Annotated in this window: 16 protein-coding genes; 5 read left to right on the top strand and 11 right to left on the bottom strand. The window is 51.0% G+C overall.

Translation table 11 applies throughout. From position 1 onward, the window contains the following. Window positions 1-28 precede the first annotated feature (28 nt). The 10 genes from lpxK to HV127_RS17735 form a co-directional block, all read right to left on the bottom strand. Entirely contained in the window at window positions 29-1,009 is a 981-nt protein-coding gene (gene lpxK / locus HV127_RS17780; protein ID WP_182237622.1) for a tetraacyldisaccharide 4'-kinase, read from the bottom strand. Next, window positions 1,006-2,754 carry a lipid A ABC transporter ATP-binding protein/permease MsbA gene (gene msbA / locus HV127_RS17775; protein WP_110275156.1) on the bottom strand — a complete coding sequence of 583 codons (1,749 nt, stop codon included), beginning with the start codon at window positions 2,752-2,754 and terminating at the stop codon, window positions 1,006-1,008. Before msbA ends, lpxK begins: the two co-directional genes overlap by 4 nt. Before the next feature lie 45 nt (window positions 2,755-2,799). Then, window positions 2,800-5,055, bottom strand: a complete 2,256-nt coding sequence (locus tag HV127_RS17770; protein WP_182237620.1) for a ComEC family protein — start codon at window positions 5,053-5,055, stop codon at window positions 2,800-2,802. Between the two features lie 206 nt (window positions 5,056-5,261). Continuing rightward, window positions 5,262-5,549: an integration host factor subunit beta gene (gene ihfB / locus HV127_RS17765; RefSeq protein WP_004100704.1), complete on the bottom strand. Its 288-nt coding sequence runs from the start codon at window positions 5,547-5,549 to the stop codon at window positions 5,262-5,264. Between the two features lie 150 nt (window positions 5,550-5,699). Continuing rightward, window positions 5,700-7,373 carry a 30S ribosomal protein S1 gene (gene rpsA / locus HV127_RS17760; RefSeq protein WP_110275160.1) on the bottom strand — a complete coding sequence of 558 codons (1,674 nt, stop codon included), beginning with the start codon at window positions 7,371-7,373 and terminating at the stop codon, window positions 5,700-5,702. Between the two features lie 136 nt (window positions 7,374-7,509). Further along, window positions 7,510-8,193: a (d)CMP kinase gene (cmk, locus tag HV127_RS17755; RefSeq protein WP_182237618.1), complete on the bottom strand. Its 684-nt coding sequence runs from the start codon at window positions 8,191-8,193 to the stop codon at window positions 7,510-7,512. A gap of 171 nt (window positions 8,194-8,364) precedes the next feature. Then, window positions 8,365-9,132, bottom strand: coding sequence for a M48 family metallopeptidase (locus HV127_RS17750; protein ID WP_182237616.1), 768 nt, complete (start codon window positions 9,130-9,132; stop codon window positions 8,365-8,367). A gap of 145 nt (window positions 9,133-9,277) precedes the next feature. Then, entirely contained in the window at window positions 9,278-10,561 is a 1,284-nt protein-coding gene (gene aroA / locus HV127_RS17745; RefSeq protein ID WP_182237614.1) for a 3-phosphoshikimate 1-carboxyvinyltransferase, read from the bottom strand. Between the two features lie 72 nt (window positions 10,562-10,633). Then, window positions 10,634-11,722 carry a 3-phosphoserine/phosphohydroxythreonine transaminase gene (gene serC, locus HV127_RS17740; protein ID WP_112214638.1) on the bottom strand — a complete coding sequence of 363 codons (1,089 nt, stop codon included), beginning with the start codon at window positions 11,720-11,722 and terminating at the stop codon, window positions 10,634-10,636. Between the two features lie 187 nt (window positions 11,723-11,909). Further along, window positions 11,910-12,602, bottom strand: a complete 693-nt coding sequence (locus HV127_RS17735) for a DUF421 domain-containing protein (protein ID WP_182237612.1) — start codon at window positions 12,600-12,602, stop codon at window positions 11,910-11,912. A gap of 114 nt (window positions 12,603-12,716) precedes the next feature. On the opposite strand from HV127_RS17735, the gene ycaO reads away from it, so the two are divergent. From ycaO to pflA, 4 genes are all read left to right on the top strand, one after another. After that, window positions 12,717-14,477: a 30S ribosomal protein S12 methylthiotransferase accessory factor YcaO gene (gene ycaO / locus HV127_RS17730; protein ID WP_182237610.1), complete on the top strand. Its 1,761-nt coding sequence runs from the start codon at window positions 12,717-12,719 to the stop codon at window positions 14,475-14,477. A gap of 384 nt (window positions 14,478-14,861) precedes the next feature. Further along, on the top strand, window positions 14,862-15,719 hold the full coding sequence (focA, locus tag HV127_RS17725) for a formate transporter FocA (protein ID WP_110275170.1): 858 nt from the start codon (window positions 14,862-14,864) through the stop codon (window positions 15,717-15,719). A gap of 51 nt (window positions 15,720-15,770) precedes the next feature. Next, window positions 15,771-18,053, top strand: coding sequence for a formate C-acetyltransferase (pflB, locus tag HV127_RS17720; RefSeq protein ID WP_182237608.1), 2,283 nt, complete (start codon window positions 15,771-15,773; stop codon window positions 18,051-18,053). A gap of 193 nt (window positions 18,054-18,246) precedes the next feature. After that, complete coding sequence (pflA, locus tag HV127_RS17715) at window positions 18,247-18,987, top strand: pyruvate formate lyase 1-activating protein (RefSeq protein WP_110275174.1); 741 nt, start codon at window positions 18,247-18,249, stop codon at window positions 18,985-18,987. A gap of 56 nt (window positions 18,988-19,043) precedes the next feature. Here the strand turns inward: pflA and HV127_RS17710 are convergent, their stop codons facing one another. Further along, the gene (locus HV127_RS17710) at window positions 19,044-19,892 is read right to left on the bottom strand and encodes a MurR/RpiR family transcriptional regulator (RefSeq protein WP_182237606.1); all 849 of its coding nucleotides are present in this window, start codon (window positions 19,890-19,892) and stop codon (window positions 19,044-19,046) included. Window positions 19,893-20,014: 122 nt separating this feature from the next. Here HV127_RS17710 and HV127_RS17705 point away from each other — a divergent pair, with 122 nt between their 5' ends. Then, entirely contained in the window at window positions 20,015-20,290 is a 276-nt protein-coding gene (locus tag HV127_RS17705) for a PTS sugar transporter subunit IIB (RefSeq protein ID WP_181482836.1), read from the top strand. Window positions 20,291-20,306 lie beyond the last annotated feature (16 nt).

The raw sequence follows: 20,306 nt of genomic DNA, 5'->3' as shown, positions 1-20,306 counted from the left end.
AGGGCTCCAGCGCAACGGTATGGCAAAACTAACGTTGCGCCAGCGTAACTAAGTCCGTGAGCAGCCGCTGTGCGCGTTCATCAGCCATTATGGCGTCGACGGGTAAATACCACCAGTTAGCTTGCGCAAACTCCCGGCATTTGACCGCGTCTTTTTCGGTCATCAGCAGGGTTTGCTGTGACGTCGCCAGGGCAGCGACGTCGCTTTGATTCAATGCCTGATGATCGGCTAAGGCCACCGTTTTCACTGGCTGCACGCCACAGCTCTTAAGCGTGGCAAAAAAACGCGGCGGGTGACCGATTCCTGCCATCGCCACCACATTGTCGAATGCCGCGACGTTTCGACGTTCGCCAGTCAGCAGATTCACCGCCAGTCCAGGACGGAGCTGCATCGGGATCTCTCCCGGTCGGGCCACGCCGCCATTAACGATAATCGCATCCACGCTGTGTAAACGTGAGGCACGCTCGCGCATCGGTCCGGCGGGCAGCCACCAGCCGTTGCCAAAACGGCGCACGCCGTCTATCACCACGATTTCTTTATCACGCGCCAGCTTGTAGTGCTGTAGACCATCATCAGTGACGATAATCTGCAGATCGTTTGCTGCCAGTAAAGCCTGAACCGCATCGCTACGAGATGGAGAGACGGCAACTGGTGCACCGGTACGCTGGCGAATCAGTACCGGCTCATCGCCTGCTTCAACAGTACCGGTATCAGTATTCAACACGAGCGGATAGCTTGCCGCTTTACCGCCGTAGCCGCGAGAAACAACGCCAACGCGAATGCCGCGCTGCTGGAGCTGCTCCACCAGCCAGATCACAACCGGCGTTTTACCATTACCGCCGGCGGTCAGGTTTCCCACCACCACGATCGGGACCGGCGCTCGCCAGGCTTTGCGCCATCCCAGCTTATAGCTAAGCCGTATTAACCCGCTCACCAGGCCATATAGCCAGGAGAGCGGCAGCAACAACCACCATAAAGGCGATTCACCGGACCAGATGCGAGCAATCATGCGCCGAATTGCATCTTATGCAGTTGAGCGTAAACGCCCTTATGCTCCAGCAGATCGGTATGGCTACCGCGCTCAACGATTTGGCCATCTTCCACCACCACGATCTCGTCAGCTTGCTCAATCGTCGACAGGCGGTGAGCGATAACCAGAGAGGTGCGGTTTTTCTGCAGTTCGTCCAGCGCAGCCTGGATAGCACGTTCGGATTCAGTATCCAGCGCCGATGTGGCTTCGTCGAGAATCAGAATCGGGCTGTTACGCAGCAGCGCGCGCGCGATAGCAATACGCTGGCGCTGTCCGCCGGAGAGCATCACGCCGTTTTCACCGATAATCGTATCGAGGCCATTATCCATTTTGTTAATAAAGTCCATGGCGTAAGCCATGCGTGCCGCTTCTTCAATCTGCTCACGGCTGTACTCTTCAGTACGCGCATAGGCAATGTTATTTGCCACCGTATCGTTAAAGAGGTGGACATTTTGCGACACCAGCGCAACCTGATCGCGCAGGGAAGTCAGCGTGTACTCGCGCAGGTCATGACCGTCCAGCAATATCTGGCCTTCATCGACATCGTAGAAACGCGTGATAAGGCTGGCGATAGTCGATTTACCTGAACCTGAACGCCCAACCAGCGCCACAGTTTTCCCTTCGGGTATGTTCAGGTCGATATTGCGCAGCGCAGCAACTTCGCGTCCTGGGTATCTGAAGGTGACGTTTTTAAATTCCAGATTGCCCTTCGCGCGCGCGATCTCCAGCTTGCCTTCGTCTTTCTCCTGCTCGGAATCAAGGATAGCGAAAAGCGTCTGGCACGCCGCCATCCCACGCTGGAACTGGGCATTGACGTTAGTTAGCGACTTTAAAGGACGCATTAAAGCAATCATTGAGGAGAAGACAACGGTGATGGTACCGGCAGTCAGCGTCTCCATTACGCTCGGGAAGCTCGCAGCATAAAGCACAAAAGCCAGCGCCAGAGAGGCTATCAGCTGAATGATCGGATCCGAAATAGAGGACGCAGAGACCATTTTCATCCCTTGCAGACGCATCTTGTTACTGACCTTATCAAAACGCTTGGTTTCCACCTTCTGACCACCAAACATCAGCACTTCTTTATGCCCTTTCAGCATTTGCTCTGCGCTGGTCGTCACCTGGCCCATCGTGTTCTGCATATTCTTACTGATGTTACGAAAACGCTTCGACACCACGCGGATAGCGATCGACACAATCGGCGCGAGCACGATAAGAATCACCGAGAGCTGCCAGCTGTAATAGAACATCATGATAAACAGGCCGATAATCGATGCTCCTTCACGCACGACAGTGATCAGCGCGCTGGAAGAAGAGGATGCGACCTGTTCGGAATCATAGGTAATACGAGATAACAACGTACCGGTGGACTGTTTGTCAAAGAAGGAGACCGGCATTCCCATCATGTGGCTGAATAAACGGCGGCGCATAGTCATAACGACTTTGCCTGAGACCCATGAGATACAATAGCTCGAAACGTAGCTGGTAACACCGCGCAGAATCATCAGCCCGATAACCACCAGCGGCATCCATATCAGCACTGAGCGATCCGTTTTACCAAAACCATCATCCAATAACGGTTTAAGAAGCGATAGCATGAAGGTATCACTAGCCGCGTTAAGCACTAGCGCCACTGCCGCAACGATTAGCCCGGGTTTAAACGGCGCTATAATCGGCCAGAGTCGGCGGAAGGTCTGCCACGTGGAGAGATCTTTATCGTTCTGCATTCAATAAACCAGCTTGTGTTGAAATAGCCGCATATTCTACCCGTTCTACGCCTTCCCGCCAAACCACTGATGATACCAACGAGGTAAAACTTGATCCCGTAAGCCATGGATTTGCCAACTATCTGTGGAAAAAACAACCGTAATTTGCCCCTGGTGCGGGGTATCGAACCATTGATAACCCAGGTTCCGATAACGCTGAATCACTTTACTGGAGGGCATCCGCCATGCGTTAAAGCGTGAAGCTGAGGCAAGCGCCGCTTCGCCTCCCACGCTCTGAAGTAAAGCTGTCCCTGACGAGGTATTGCTACCGTGATGCGGAACCTGGATAAGTGTAGACGCAAGATGCTGCCAATAGTGGCTGATCATCGCCATTTCCGCAGGGGTTTCGATATCACCCGTAAGCAGAATACTGTGCTTGCCGTCATCAATTCGCACTACGCAGGAACGATTATTTCCCTGCTTTGTCGCTCCCGGCAGTGGCCACAGAGCACGAAAAGTTAACCCTCTCCATTGCCAGGTTTCACCGCGCTGACAGGCTAAATACCCCGCCCAGCCCAACGGGCTACGAACCCATAGTTGCGGCCATGCTTTCTGTATCGAATTCAATCCACCGCGATGATCGAGATGTTCATGGCTCAGAATGATCCCCTCCGGTTGCAAATGATGCCAACGCAACCAGGGGATAATAATTTGCTGACCACTATCACCGTCAGGCCACGCCAGCCCGGTATCATAGAGAAGCGCCGCTCCCTGACGTTCAATAACCATAGCCAGCCCCTGCCCCACATCCAACATCGTCACTCGCCATTCATTAGCGTCGGTATTACGCCCAAAAGGCCGACTCAATAACACAAGGCACCCTAAACAAAGCGCAGGTAGCGTCCGCCAGGCATGAAAGCGCCAGGCTATCAATGCCAGCCAGGGTATTATGCTTACGCCAAGCCAGCGAACATCCAGGCCCAACCAACCGGGTGGCAGCTGGCGTAATGACCAGAATAACGCGGCCAGAATCCGGTCCGTCAGTTGCCACAAGGCCATCTCTACAAATATCGGCCCGCAAAGATGCAACAGCATTGCTACCAGAATCAGCGGGACAACAACGAAGGTAACCAAGGGCACAGCAATCAGATTGGCGATGATGGAAGTCATACTGATGCCATGAAAGAGAGCAATTTGGATGGGGATAAGTAAGAACATCAATCCAATCTGCAAATGACACAGCGCAAGTATCTGACGTAGCAACCAATGCCTTTCACGAAGTGAAATCGGCGCCAACTGGTACCAGAATATCAACGCAGCGACGGCAAACGCTGATAACCACAGGCTTTCGGATAAAACAGCTAACGGGTCAGCGAACAAAATCGCGCCAAGGCAGCAACACCATATTTGCCACGGCGACCAGCGTTTACCGGATAACCGGAGCCAGCAGCCGACGGCTAATGCGGCGCAGGTACGCAATGCAGGCGGTTGCATACCCGTCAGCCAGGAGTAGAAGATGGCGCATCCCAGGCCAATAAGCAACGGTGCCCGCCAGCTAAGCCAGCGGCATGGGAGAAAGAACTGCAGCCCTCTCAGTAATAACCAACCAAGCGAAGCCCCCAGCGCAATATGTAAACCCGAAATCGCCATCAGATGCGACGTGCCGGTTTCCTGCATCAAAGTCTTAATCTCACGAGGAACGGCCAGACGCTCTCCCATGCCTAATCCTAGTATCACCGACCGCCATGGTAATGTATCAAGTGTTTGGTTTAGCGATGCCAGATAGCGTGCCCGCAAACTACAGCGTCTGTCCCGGGCTTCGGCGGTAAGAAATCGTCCAGTCAGCGGGCGATGCTGCGACAAGGCATAGCGTTGACTATCAAATCCGCCATCGTTGAGTTGTCCGTGAACCGGGCGAGCGCGAAGCGTCATTGCCCAGACCTGACCCGCGCAGGGTGTTTCAGGTAGATAGTTGCCGTAGAGACTCACTCCAGGAGCGGGAAATAGCCGCCGCCCATCCAGACGAACGATCTTTCCCAGATGGGCTGTCTGTCCATCGGTTGCGGTAAGTTCAATTTCAACCTGTCGATTTCTGTCTAGTAATGTTTCGGTTGGCCATAACACCTGTCGGGCACTGAGTATCCCCCAAACCAGGAACAACATTATCAACGCGACATATTGCGCAGTGCCGTGACGGCATTGCGCAATAAGTAATGCAAGGGCAATGAGTCCCCAGACAACAAAGCGTCCGGGCAAAACGGGTAACCAGAGCAGCGGTAAGATACCGACAATCACACAGCCAGCGAGTTGTGGTAAACGCATTGACACCTCCTTGTCGGCAGAAGTGTCGCGCCAAATAGAAGATATGTCTCACACGGCGTAGATGAGTTGTATGGTGCTTTCCAGTGAATTTACTCTGTTACCAGAAAACGACCTGTGTTTTGCGAGGAGAGATGGAGAAAGTACAAAAAAAAGCACCCGAAGGTGCTTTTTCAACGTTTAAGTATGTTGTCGCCGCTCAGCGAAACTTACTCTTCGTAAATATTGGCGCGGTCACGTAATTCTTTACCTGGTTTAAAGTGTGGAACGTACTTACCTTCCAGTTCAACTTTATCGCCAGTTTTTGGATTACGCCCGGTGCGGGGTGCTCGATAATGCAAAGAGAAGCTGCCGAAACCGCGGATTTCAATGCGCTCACCTTGAGCAAGCGTTGAGGCCATATGCTCCAGCATTTCTTTAACAGCATCTTCTACTGCTTTCGCAGGAATGTGAGATTGCTGGCTGGCAAGTCTTTCTATCAATTCTGACTTGGTCATTATTCCTCCGGTTTCCTTCAAGGCAAAGTTATCTAACAGCTTAAACAAGGGCGGCCGTAGCCGCCCTTTGTGCTTGATTACAGGACGAATCCTGCAATCTGTCAAGTAAACTCGTCATAATTCAGGTTGTTGTAACCCGAAAGACTAAGATTACTCGCCTTTAGCTGCTTTGAAAGCTTCAGCCATTGCGTTGTTAGAGAAACCTGCTTCTTCCTGTTTGTTAACAGTAGCGATAGCATCTTTCTCATCAGCTTCGTCTTTAGCACGAACAGACAGGCTGATTGCACGGTTCTTACGATCGACGCCAGTGAATTTAGCTTCAACGTCGTCGCCTACGCTCAGAACCAGAGTTGCATCTTCAACGCGGTCACGTGAAGCTTCAGAAGCGCGCAGGTAACCTTCAACGCCGTCAGCCAGTTCTACGGTTGCGCCTTTAGCGTCAACTGCAGTCACTTTACCGTTTACGATTGCGCCTTTCTTGTTCAGTGCAACCCAGTTGTTGAACGGATCTTCTGCGAGCTGTTTAACGCCCAGAGAGATACGCTCACGTTCTGCGTCAACCTGCAGAACAACTGCTGCGATTTCGTCGCCTTTTTTGTATTCACGTACTGCTTCTTCGCCTGCAACGTTCCAGGAGATGTCAGACAGGTGAACCAGGCCGTCGATGCCGCCGTCCAGGCCGATGAAGATACCGAAGTCAGTGATAGACTTGATTTTACCTTCAACACGGTCGCCCTTGTTGTGGGTTTCCGCGAACTGCTGCCATGGGTTGTTTTTGCACTGCTTCAGGCCCAGGGAGATACGACGACGTTCTTCGTCGATATCCAGAACCATAACTTCCACTACGTCACCAACGTTAACAACTTTGGATGGGTGGATGTTTTTGTTGGTCCAATCCATTTCGGAAACGTGAACCAGGCCTTCAACGCCTTCTTCGATTTCAACGAAGCAGCCGTAGTCGGTCAGGTTGGTCACGCGACCAGTCAGTTTGGTACCTTCCGGATAACGCTTAGCGATAGCTACCCATGGATCTTCGCCCAGCTGTTTCAGGCCCAGAGATACACGAGTACGCTCGCGGTCGAACTTCAGCACTTTAACAGTGATTTCGTCGCCAACGTTTACGATTTCGCTCGGATGCTTAACGCGTTTCCATGCCATATCGGTGATGTGCAGCAGGCCGTCAACGCCACCCAGATCAACGAATGCACCGTAGTCAGTGAGGTTCTTAACGATACCTTTGACTTCCATGCCTTCCTGCAGGTTTTCCAGCAGCTGATCGCGTTCTGCGCTGTTTTCGGACTCGATAACGGCACGACGAGAAACAACAACGTTGTTACGTTTCTGGTCCAGCTTGATGACTTTGAATTCAAGCTCTTTGCCTTCCAGGTGCAGCGTGTCGCGCACCGGACGAACGTCTACCAGGGAGCCTGGCAGGAACGCACGAATACCATTCAGCTCAACAGTGAAGCCACCTTTAACTTTGCCGTTGATAACACCGACTACAGTTTCAGCTTCTTCGTAAGCTTTTTCCAGCGTGATCCAAGCTTCGTGACGTTTAGCTTTTTCACGGGACAGCAGGGTTTCACCGAAGCCGTCTTCTACTGCATCCAGAGCAACGTCAACTTCGTCACCAACCTGGATTTCCAGCTCGCCCTGGGCGTTTTTGAACTGCTCTGCCGGAATGGCAGACTCAGATTTCAGACCGGCGTCAACCAGTACGATATCTTTGTCGATAGCAACAACAACACCACGAACGATGGAACCCGGACGGGTTTCGATTGTTTTTAAGGATTCTTCAAATAGTTGAGCAAAAGATTCTGTCATGTTTAATCTTCAGGTTTCATATTTAACGTCCACCTGGCTCCATGCCGGATGGGGTTGTTTAACATACCCGCTAACACTCCATTGCTGCGGGGGTACTGCTAAAATTCGGAGGCTATTGCGCTTCACCGATGAACAATTAAGCGACTGCCAGTTTTTCGCGCGCATATTGTAGCGCTTTTTCAATCACTTGCTCAATGTTTAGTTCTGTGGAATCAAGAACTAAAGCATCGGCTGCCGGGACAAGCGGCGCCACTGTGCGATTACGATCGCGGTCATCGCGTTCTTTTATCTCGGATAAAAGGCGATCAAAGTTAACACTAAAGCCCTTCTCCTGCAACTGGAGCATGCGGCGCTGAGCACGTTCTTCCGCTGAGGCATCAAGGAAAATTTTCACCGGCGCATCAGGGAACACTACGGTCCCCATATCACGCCCGTCGGCAATCAGGCCGGGGAGATCGCGGAAGGCGCGCTGACGGCGCAGCAATGCTTCTCTTACGCGTGGGAAAGCGGCCACTTTTGATGCCGTATTGGCCACTTCCTGAGTGCGAATTTCAGCACTAACATCCTCGCCTTCAAGAACCACTTCCAGGCTACCGTTAGTAGAAACAAAACGCACATCCAGATGCGCGGCCAGTGGAACCAGCGCGTCTTCAGATTCAACATCTACGTGGTGATGCAATGCCGCCAGAGCCAGAACACGATAAATCGCCCCAGAATCCAGCAGATGCCAGCCCAGCGTTTCCGCCATTGCCTTGCACAATGTGCCCTTACCCGCACCGCCAGGCCCATCAATGGTGATTACCGGAACAGCTACCGTCATCTTTTTCTCCTTCAGCAAGGCGCATAAATATATAAACGCCGCGCATTATACGCATCTATACGACGGAAAGTGAGTGTTGCTTGCAAATTACGGACAACAGGAAATGGAATGCAGAAGAATTACGCAATTATAGCGGGCTGATGGAGCATCAGCCCGAATTGGGGCGAAGTTTTACTTTTTATCAGCGGCGATGCGGTCGCGAATATGCTGCGCACGTTCAGCTGAAGGCGGGTGTGAATCGAACAAAGATTTACTATGTCCGGCGTCAAGGCTGGCCAGTTTGTCGAAGCTTCCCACCAGGCCTTGGGTGCTGATCTTACGTTTTTTCATCAGGTCGTAAGAGAAATCATCGGCATCCGATTCCTGAGAACGGGAGAAGGCTGAGTTAATCATTCCCTCGGCGATATCACCCAACTGAGATTTAGACAAACTCGCAGCCGCTCCACCAGTTGCTGAAACAGCATCACGCGCGGCGATAGTTGCATAAGCGGTTTGCATCGCTTTACGCGAGTGACCCAGCGCAACGTGACCCAGTTCATGGCCCAGTACGCCTTCGACTTCATTATCGGTCATCATGTCCATCAGACCGCTATAGACGCGCACGCAGCCGTTAGCCATTGCCCAGGCATTCACGTCTGATGTCACGTAAACTTTGTAGTTCACCGGGGTGCCATCGATATTATTGCCTAACGCTTTGGCAATTTTATTCAGGCGTTTGGTGTACTTGCTTGAAGAGCCCGCCAGTTGATTTTCGCCATCCATTTGCTTACAGGCATCATCGGAAAGTGTTTTGACTTCAGCGTCAGAGAGGGTCGCTGCTTTGTAGGCCGTCATCCCGGAATTGACCAGGGCGTTGGTATCCACACCTTGCATATTTTTACAACCTGCCAACAACGTGGCAGAAACAGCTAAAGCCAGCATTAATTTTGTATTTCTCATATCAATCATCCATTGATTTTTCATATTAATTGCTTATAAATCATATATTTACAAGCAATCAAGGCTAGCATTTAGTTTATCTGCCGACAAGCACGTAAAAAAAACGCCGACCTCCTGGCCGGCGTTTTTATAGGACTTGCGTCATTCAAGCCAGTGTGCTGATACGCGCCAGTTGCTCAAAGTAATCCGGGAAAGTTTTCGCCGTACACTTCGGATCGAGGATCGTGACTGGGGTATCGGAAAGCGCCACCAACGAAAAACACATCGCCATGCGGTGGTCGTTATAGGTACCGATGTCTGCAAACTGCAGCTTCGCAGGTGGCGTGATGCGGATGTAATCCTCACCCTCTTCAACTTCAGCGCCCACTTTACGCAGCTCTGTTGCCATAGCAAACAGGCGGTCGGTCTCTTTGACACGCCAGTTATAAATGTTGCGCAGCGTGGTGGTACCTTTCGCAAACAACGCGGCAGTGGCGATAGTCATCGCAGCATCCGGGATATGATTCATGTCCATATCAATGGCGTTCAGCTCGCCATGAGTACAGGCAATAAAATCGTCCCCCCAGGTAACGGTTGCGCCCATTTTCTCCAGCACATCGGCGAAACGAATATCGCCCTGCACGCTGTTACGACCGATACCGGTCACTTTCACCGTACCGCCCTTAATCGCGCCAGCAGCGAGGAAATAGGATGCCGAAGAGGCGTCCCCCTCAACCAGATAGTCGCCTGGTGATTGATACTGCTGATTGCCGCGTACCACAAAACGCTGATAAGACTGGTTTTCAACCTCAACGCCAAACGTCTTCATCAGGTTGAGCGTGATATCAATGTAAGGTTTAGAAACCAACTCGCCTTTAATAGTAATAACGGTATCCTGCGGAGCCAACGGCGCGGTCATCAACAGCGCAGTGAGGAACTGGCTGGAAACGCTGCCGTCAACTTCAACATGACCACCGTTGAAACCACCGCGCAGACGCAGAGGCGGATAGTTTTCCTGCTCCAGATAATCGATTTGCGCGCCGCCCTGACGCAGCGCATCAACCAGGTGGCCAATCGGACGCTCTTTCATTCGCGGCTCACCGGTCAGCACAATATTATTGCTACCCAGGCATAACGCCGCCGCCAGCGGGCGCATTGCGGTCCCGGCGTTACCGAGGAACAGTTCCAGCGCCTGGTCAGACTGTAGTGGGCCCCCGTTACCTGTCACTTCGCAACGAGTACGATCGGAGGACAGGGTATAATGAACTCCCAGGGTGTTGAGGGCATTCAGCATGTGGCGTACATCGTCGCTGTCCAGCAAATTGGTCAGCACCGTAGTGCCATCAGCTAATGCCGCCAGCAGCAAGGCACGATTGGAGACACTTTTGGACCCGGGCAGGTTAATAGTGCCATCTACACGTGCGATGGGTTGTAACGTCAGGGATTCCATTAAACTCAACTCTCAAACAAACAGAATAAAAACCCCGCAGGCTGGCTGCGGGGATGAAAAACAAGGCAACGATTAACCGTGACGGCGTTCGAAGTCCTGCATAAAGTCAGTTAGCGCCTTCACACCGGCCAACGGCATCGCATTATAAATGGAGGCTCGCATGCCGCCCACGACGCGGTGACCTTTCAACGCATGCAGACCGGCTGCAAAAGACTCTTCAAGGAACAACTTGTCAAGAGCGCTATCCGCCAGTTGGAACGGCACGTTCATGCGAGAGCGGTTCGCCACAGCAACGTCATTGCGATAGAAACCACTGCGATCAATCACGCCATATAATAAGTCGGCTTTTTGCTGGTTAATTTTATCCATCACGGCGACGCCGCCCTGCTCTTTCAGCCACTTAAACACCAGGCCTGACAGATACCAGGCAAATGTCGGCGGCGTGTTGAACATCGAGTCATTCTCAGCCAGGATGGAATAGTCAAGAATCGACGGGCAGGCTACGTTGGCTTTACCCAGCAGATCTTCGCGAACAATAATCAGCGTCAAACCGGCCGGACCGATGTTTTTCTGCGCACCAGCGTAGATCACGCCATAACGGCTAACGTCGATTTCACGAGATAAAATAGTCGAAGATAAATCCGCCGTGACTATCACATCGTCAGCAAAGTTCGGCGCTTCTTCGATGGCAATTCCATCAATGGTTTCATTCGGGCAGTAGTGCAGGTACGCAGCGCCAGGCGTCAGTTGCCATTCGCTCATTGGTTTAACCGCGCGCAGGCCGTCAACGGTGATTTTGGCGTCGATTACGTTCGGATTACAGTATTTATGCGCTTCTTTAACCGCGCTGGCGGCCCAGTAACCAGCATCAACGTAGTCGGCAACGGTTTTATCGCCAAGCAGGTTCAGCGGGATGCCAGCAAACTGCCCGCGGCCGCCGCCATGACAGAATAAAACTTTGTAGTTGGAAGGAATATTGAGCAGGGAGCGAAAATCCTGTTCCGCCTCTTCAGCCACCTTAATGAACTCTTTCCCACGGTGGCTGATTTCCATCACCGACGTCCCCAAACCGTTCCAGTCGCACAGCTCCTGCTGCGCCAGTTTGAGTACTTCCGCCGGCAGCATTGCCGGGCCCGAACTGAAGTTATAGACCTGAGCCATTTACCCTCACCACGTTGCTATGTTATTTGCCCGCGAACCGTCGCGGGCATAAGTTATTCCTGTGGCTATCGGTTTTATCATTCAGTGACACGTACCGCAACGGCTAAAACTGAACAGTGGCAAAATGCGGCCTCGCTCACACAAAAGAATCTGCCAGCTTGACGTCATATAACCGACATAATTGCTGTCAGGTGACTCTTTTTGCTCGACTGACCTTCGACCATTCTGCATTTGCACAGCGCGGGCATAATTGCTTATCCCCGGCACGAAGCGTAAGGATTGCACTACAGCGGACGCAGGCGTACTCATCATCCTGCGGAACGGTAGTAAAACGCTCAGTAAAGCGTGAAGGTAGAATAGAAAGTCCGGCTTTAACATCCGGATCCGGGTAGTAATAAAGGCTAATTTGTCCGTTGGTTTCCAGAATAGCCAGCCGTACCTGCCCCAGTTGCTCCACGCCGTTGGTGCGAAGCTCCATAAAAAACTCAAATTCGGTCATGTTTTCCGCCTGGAGTTTTTCCCACGCCAGCTCACCGTTTTCCACCACCACAATCGGCTTACCTTCGAGTAAATCCTCCAGCTTTTCACTGTGCCCCATCAGCCACATGACTAGCCGGTACAGGAGCGCCAGGGTGATAAAAACGGCCAGCACTGGCAGCATGGGGACATCATCATAGAATGCGACATCACCCGCCGCCGAGCCGAGGGTCAGAATAATCAGTACTTCAAACAACGACATCTGTCGAACGCCGCGCCGCCCGGTGATTTTAAGGAAAATAAATACCAGCACGAAGGTATAGAGGCTACGTAACGCCACCTCGGCAAGAAATTCCACTGGCACCTTATCCAGTGCCATACGATGCCAATCAAAAGTCTTCATGGTTAACGCCTGAACAGTTATCGAGTGACATAAGCATAGCCAGACGATGGAGATAGCACCTGTCATCTAAAACCCGTATGATTGCGCGCTTTACGTACGATAAAAGTGATTGCCATGACTCAAACATTTATTACCGGCAAAGATGCCGCCCTGGAAGATTCCATCGCCCGCTTCCAGAAAAAATTGCTCGACCTCGGATTTGATATTGAAGAGGCCTCATGGCTCAACCCGGTACCGCACGTCTGGTCAGTGCACATCCGCGATAAAGAGTGCGCCTTGTGTTTCACCAACGGTAAGGGCGCAACCAAAAAAGCCGCGCTGGCTTCCGCGTTGGGGGAATACTTCGAGCGTCTCTCCACTAACTACTTCTTCGCCGATTTCTGGCTGGGCGACACCATCGCTAACGGCCCTTTCGTTCACTATCCGAATGAAAAATGGTTCCCGCTAACCGACGATGATGAAGTGCCGGAAGGCTTGCTAGATGCCCGCCTGCGTGCGTTCTACGATCCTGACGATCAGTTAACTGCCAGCATGCTGGTGGATCTGCAATCAGGTAATGACGATCGCGGCGTGTGCGGTCTGCCGTTCACTCGCCAGTCTGACGGCGAGACGATTTATATTCCGATGAATATCATTGGCAACCTGTACGTTTCGAATGGCATGTCTGCGGGCAACACCCGTAACGAAGCCCGCGTTCAAGGCCTGTCAGAAGTATTTGAACGTCATATTAAAAATCGCATTATTGCTGAAAGCATCAGCCTGCCGGAAATTCCGGCGGAGGTGATGGCGCGTTATCCGGGCGTTGTGGAGTCGATTAATAAACTGGAAGCCGAAGGTTTCCCGATTTTCGCTTATGACGGTTCACTGGGCGGCAAATATCCGGTTATCTGCGTTGTGCTGTTTAACCCGGCTAACGGAACTTGTTTTGCGTCTTTCGGCGCGCACCCTGATTTCGGCGTCGCGCTGGAACGTACCGTTACCGAGTTACTGCAAGGCCGCAGCCTGAAAGATCTCGACGTCTTTACGCCGCCGACCTTCGATGATGAAGAAGTTGCCGAACACGCCAATCTTGAGACTCACTTTATCGATTCCAGCGGTCTGATCTCCTGGGATATGTTTAAGCAGGATGCCGACTACCCATTCGTGGACTGGAGCTTCTCCGGAACGACGGATGAAGAGTTCGCCACCCTGATGGCTATCTTCAAACAAGAAGATAAAGAAGTTTATATCGCCGATTACGAACACCTGAGCGTCTACGCTTGCCGAATCATCGTTCCGGGCATGTCCGATATCTACCCGGCGGAAGATCTCTGGCTGGCGAACAACAGCATGGGTGCACACCTGCGGGAAACTATTCTTTCCCTGCCGGGAAGCGAGTGGGAAAAAGAAGATTATCTGGCGCTTATCGAACAAATGGACGATGAAGGCCTTGATGATTTCACCCGCGTTCGCGAGCTGCTTGGCCTGGCGACTGGCAAAGATAATGGTTGGTACACGCTACGCATTGGTGAGTTAAAAGCGATGCTGGCGCTGGCGGGCGGTGATATTGAGCAAGCCTTGATCTGGACCGAATGGACCATGGAGTTCAATGCTTCAATATTTAGCGCTGAACGCGCTAATTACTACCGTTGCCTGCAAACGCTACTGTTGCTCAGCCAGGAAGAAGAGCGCCAGCCGCTGCAATACCTGAACGCCTTTGTGCGTATGTACGGCGTTGAAGCAGTAGAAGCCGCCAGCGCCGCGCTTAGCGGCGAAGCTCCTTTCTACGGTTTGCAGACCGTAGACAGCGATCTGCTGGCTTTCCCGGCTCATCAGTCTTTACTGAAGGCCTATGAAAAGTTGCAGCGCGCAAAAGCAGAATTCTGGGTTAAATAACGCCTCTTTATCTATCAGAATGTCAGCATCACGGGGTCAGTTGTGACCCCGTTTTTTTACGTTTTTCGCAAGCCCTCGATTATTTGTGGCAACAAAGTTAATTAATAGTAAAAAATAACGAATAATCGCTGAGAATATTGTTAGTTTTAATAAAAATACCCCATTTTAATTAACCGCTACAGAGGGCAAAAATGAAAATATCAACATAATTTGCAAAATTTAAAATTTATTTTTCACATAAAAAACAATAGGTTATACGCATTCAAAGCCAAAACCATACACTAAAAAGGCCTATAGTTCCGGTAGGATATGATCTACATCAAATTCCCTTCTATAATGCTTTGTTAGTATCTCACCGCCAACTTACATAAAGAGAGAGTTAGTGTGAAAGCTGACAACCCTTTTGATCTTTTACTCCCTGCTGCAATGGCGAAAGTTGCCGAAGAAGCGGGTGTCTATAAAGCGACAAAGCATCCGATAAAGACGTTTTATCTGGCTATTACCGCTGGTGTCTTCATCTCTATCGCTTTTGTTTTCTATATTACGGCAACAACCGGTGCCGCTGGGATGCCTTTCGGTGTTGCCAAACTGATTGGGGGCGTCTGCTTCTCACTAGGTTTGATTCTCTGCGTCATTTGCGGTGCCGACCTGTTTACCTCAACCGTACTTATCGTCGTGGCGAAAGCCAGCGGACGAATTACATGGGGTCAACTGGCAAAAAACTGGCTCAACGTCTATGTTGGTAACCTGATCGGCTGCTTACTGTTTGTGTTATTGATGTGGCTTTCAGGCGAATATATGACCGCCAACGGTCAATGGGGACTTAACGTCCTGCAAACCGCCGACCACAAAATGCACCATACTTTTATTGAAGCCGTGTGCCTGGGTATCCTGGCAAACCTGATGGTCTGCCTTGCGGTATGGATGAGTTACTCCGGCCGTAGCCTGATGGATAAAGCCATGATCATGGTTTTACCGGTGGCAATGTTTGTTGCCAGCGGATTCGAGCACAGTATCGCTAATATGTTTATGATCCCGATGGGCATCATAATCCGCGACTTTGCAAGCCCGGAATTCTGGACCGCGGTCGGTTCAACTCCGGAAAGTTTCTCTCACTTAACCGTCATGAACTTCATCACTGATAACCTGATTCCGGTAACTATCGGGAACATCATCGGCGGTGGTCTGCTGGTTGGGTTGACATACTGGGTCATTTACCTGCGTGGCGACGACCATCACTAAGGGTTGTTTCAGGCAGTAAATAAAAAATCCACTTAAGAAGGTAGGTGTTACATGTCCGAGCTTAATGAAAAGTTAGCTACAGCCTGGGAAGGTTTTGCGAAAGGTGACTGGCAGAAAGAAGTCAACGTCCGCGACTTTATCCAGAAAAACTATACCCCGTACGAAGGTGACGAGTCCTTCCTGGCTGGCGCAACTGACGCGACCACCAAGCTATGGGACAACGTAATGGAAGGTGTTAAACAGGAAAACCGCACTCACGCGCCTGTTGATTTTGACACTTCCCTTGCATCCACCATCACTTCTCATGACGCTGGCTACATCGAGAAAGCTCTCGAGAAAATCGTTGGTCTGCAGACTGAAGCTCCGTTGAAACGTGCGATTATCCCGTTCGGCGGCATTAAAATGGTTGAAGGTTCTTGCAAAGCGTACGATCGCGAGCTGGACCCAATGCTGAAAAAAATCTTCACCGAATACCGCAAAACCCATAACCAGGGCGTATTCGATGTTTACACCAAAGACATCCTGAACTGCCGTAAATCTGGCGTTCTGACCGGTCTGCCGGATGCCTACGGTCGTGGTCGTATCATCGGTGACTACCGTCGCGTTGCGCTGTACGGTATCGACTTCCTGATGAAAGACAAATACGCGCAGTTCCTGTCTCTGCAATCCGATCTGGAAAATGGCGTAAATCTGGAAGCAACTATTCGTCTGCGTGAAGAAATCTCTGAACAGCACCGTGCACTGGGTCAGATCAAAGAAATGGCAGCAAAATATGGCTGCGATATCTCTGCTCCGGCAAAAACTGCTCAGGAAGCAATCCAGTGGACCTACTTCGGTTACCTGGCTGCCGTTAAATCTCAGAACGGCGCGGCAATGTCCTTCGGTCGTACTTCCAGCTTCCTGGATATCTTCATCGAACGTGACCTGAAAGCAGGTAAAATCACCGAACAAGACGCTCAGGAAATGATTGACCACCTGGTCATGAAACTGCGTATGGTTCGTTTCCTGCGTACTCCTGAATATGATGAACTGTTCTCCGGTGACCCGATTTGGGCAACTGAATCTATCGGTGGTATGGGCGTTGATGGCCGTACGCTGGTAACCAAGAACAGCTTCCGCTTCCTGAACACCCTGTACACTATGGGGCCGTCTCCGGAGCCGAACATCACTATCCTGTGGTCTGAAAAACTGCCGCTGAGCTTCAAAAAATACGCTGCTAAAGTGTCCATCGATACCTCTTCTCTGCAGTATGAGAACGATGACCTGATGCGTCCGGACTTCAACAACGATGACTACGCTATCGCTTGTTGTGTAAGCCCAATGGTTGTTGGTAAGCAAATGCAGTTCTTCGGTGCTCGTGCAAACCTGGCGAAAACCATGCTGTACGCAATCAACGGCGGCGTTGATGAAAAACTGAAAATGCAGGTTGGTCCTAAATCTGAACCGATCAAAGGCGATCTTCTGAACTTTGATGAAGTGATGGATCGTATGGATCACTTTATGGATTGGCTGGCAAAACAGTACGTCACTGCGCTGAACATCATCCATTACATGCATGACAAGTACAGCTACGAAGCTTCTCTGATGGCGCTGCACGACCGTGATGTTATCCGCACCATGGCATGTGGTATCGCTGGCCTGTCCGTTGCTGCTGACTCCCTGTCTGCAATCAAATATGCGAAAGTTAAACCGGTTCGTGATGAAAACGGTCTGGCTGTTGACTTCGAAATCGAAGGCGAATACCCGCAGTTTGGTAACAACGACCCTCGCGTAGATGACATGGCGGTTGACCTGGTTGAACGTTTCATGAAGAAAATTCAGAAACTGACCATGTACCGTAACGCTATCCCGACTCAGTCAGTTCTGACCATCACCTCTAACGTTGTGTATGGTAAGAAAACCGGTAACACCCCTGACGGTCGTCGCGCCGGCGCTCCGTTCGGACCAGGTGCTAACCCGATGCACGGCCGTGACCAGAAAGGTGCTGTTGCCTCTCTGACCTCCGTTGCTAAACTGCCGTTTGCTTACGCGAAAGATGGTATCTCCTATACCTTCTCTATCGTTCCGAACGCGCTGGGTAAAGACGACGAAGTTCGTAAAACTAACCTGGCAGGCCTGATGGATGGTTACTTCCACCACGAAGCTTCCATCGAAGGCGGTCAGCATCTGAACGTCAACGTCATGAACCGCGAAATGCTGCTCGACGCGATGGAAAACCCGGAAAAATATCCGCAGCTGACCATTCGTGTATCTGGCTACGCAGTACGTTTTAACTCCCTGACTAAAGAACAACAGCAGGACGTTATCACTCGTACCTTCACTCAGACCATGTAATTCCCTGTCTGACTGAAAACGCGTACAATAAAGGCTCCACGCAAGTGGGGCCTTTTTAGCACTCCTCTCTGCCATAGTCTCTTTTGTCTGCTGTCTATACTCAATGGATAACCGCCAAAACAGACTTAACACAGCCGGTTTGAGCTGTGCATCCACAGGCCCCGAACGGGCCGAATCTGGAGATATCACTGCAATGTCAACTATTGGTCGCATTCACTCCTTTGAATCCTGTGGCACCGTCGATGGCCCGGGGATCCGTTTTATCACCTTCTTCCAGGGCTGCCTGATGCGCTGCCTGTATTGTCATAACCGTGATACCTGGGATACCCACGGCGGTAAAGAAATCACCGTTGAAGAGCTCATGAAAGAAGTGGTGACCTATCGCCACTTCATGAACGCTTCCGGAGGCGGAGTGACGGCATCCGGCGGCGAAGCTATTTTGCAGGCTGAATTCGTTCGCGACTGGTTCCGCGCCTGTAGGAAAGAAGGCATTCATACTTGTCTCGACACCAACGGTTTTGTGCGCCGCTACGACCCGGTTATTGATGAACTGTTGGAAGTGACCGACCTGGTGATGCTCGATCTCAAACAGATGAACGACGAAATCCACCAGAACCTGGTTGGTGTTTCTAACCACCGTACGCTGGAGTTTGCGCGCTATCTATCTAATAAAAACATTAACGTCTGGATCCGCTACGTTGTGGTTCCGGGCTGGTCGGACGACGACGACTCCGCTCATCGTCTGGGCGAGTTTACCCGCGATATGGGCAATGTCGAAAAAATCGAGCTGCTGCCGTATCACGAGCTGGGCAAGCATAAATGGGTCGCAATGGGCGAAGAGTACAAGCTAGATGGCGTTCATCCGCCGAAGAAAGAGACCATGGAGCGCGTGAAGGGTATCCTTGAGCAGTACGGTCATAAGGTGATGTACTAAACAAAATATCCCCCGGTAAACCTTGAATTACCTGGGGATTTTGCAAGTGACTGGCGTCAGGACATAAAATATTCCGACAGCTTATTCGCCACGCTCTCAATCGAGAAAATACGTTTCTGGTGCGCTTTGCGGTATTCGGCATAGCGCTCATCCTGTTCTTCCAGCGCGCTCAGGATCCGATCAGCCACCATCATCGCGCCCGCTATTTCGGCAAACCCCGATTCCCCTTCCCCTTGCAAAGCAACGGCTGCCTGAAGGTTCCAGTCAGACAGGCGGGCTAACGGCGTAAACGTCCCACGCGTTAGCGATAATATTTTAACCCCCTGCTGTTTTGCCAGAGACAGGGCCTGCATCATGTCCGCCGATGCCTGCTCGGTATGAATGACAATAATGCCGATTTTTTGATTATCAGCCAGCAGCGGCATCGCCGCCGGATAAGAGCGATCGACAAAACTTGCCGCTTTACCCATATTGATTAAATTCGTTTGCAGGAACAACGCGACCGGCACCGCCGTACCTACAGCATAAATAGCAATGTTGTTCAGCGAATTAAGCCAGTCTGCGGCGGCTTTCAGCTCCTGATTATCAACAATGGCATTACTGTCGCGGATGCTCGCCAGTACTGGGGCGATCTCTTCATTGCCATTGTCTTCTGAGCGTGCAGCACCCTGCTCCATCGCCAGCGCCGTTCTGAAATCCGAAAAGCCTTTAAAGCCGAAAGCCCGACAAAAACGGGTGATACTCCCCTCACTGGTATCAATGGAGTCAGCCAGTTCTGAAATCGTGTGACGCATCACAAAATCAGGATTTTCCGTAATAAAGCGGCCGACTTTCTCCAGTATCGGGCTTAGCCCCGAAGCTCCATTTCTTATGCTTATCAACAAGTTATTGTCTATCTGGCTCATTTTTTGCCTTATTTGCTCAAAATGCAAACACAGTCACATCTTTCGTCCTGCGGTAAAGATAATAATTATTATCTCATACAAATAAATAAAAATAATTATTTTTACAAACAGGAGAACATCTCATGAAAGGTCTCATAGTCTGTCGTACCGGTATGGGTAGCTCGTTAATGCTCAAAATCAAAGCCCAAAAAATTATCGACAAACATGGCTGGGATATCGATCTGGAACACGATGTCCTTTCGGGTCTGAGGACCTGGCGAGACATTGATTTCGTCATCACTATGCGCGATCTCACCGATGAAGTCGAAGCAGCCGGATTCAGAGCTATCGGCATTACCGATCTGATGAATAGTGAAGAAATGGAATCTGCCCTCACTCGCGTCGTTCAAAGCAACTAACCTCTCCCGGAGGCAA

The organism is Klebsiella sp. RHBSTW-00215 (assembly GCF_014103785.1).
Lineage (GTDB): Bacteria > Pseudomonadota > Gammaproteobacteria > Enterobacterales > Enterobacteriaceae > Klebsiella.
Note: the sequence above shows the minus strand (reverse complement) of the source record. Positions and strands in the feature narration are given on the sequence as shown.